Here is a 224-nt window from a genome sequence, read left to right as displayed (position 1 = left end):
TGAAAGTAGTCAACTAAAAACGTTAAACTACAGCCGGAATAAAACTCCGGCAGCACCGGAATAAAACTCCGGTAGCACCGGAATAAAACTCCGGTAGCACCGGAACAACACTTCGGTGCCACCGGAACAACAAAAAGCAGCACCGGAACAACACTCCAGTTGTGTGGGAGTTTCGCAGTTTGTTGCCTATGCTTTAGGAAAGTTTTACTTCGATTTTGCCTATG

This window comes from Leyella stercorea DSM 18206, from assembly GCF_000235885.1.
Classification (GTDB): domain Bacteria; phylum Bacteroidota; class Bacteroidia; order Bacteroidales; family Bacteroidaceae; genus Prevotella; species Prevotella stercorea.
The sequence above is the reverse complement of the archived record's forward strand: the minus strand, read 5'-3'. Positions refer to the sequence as shown.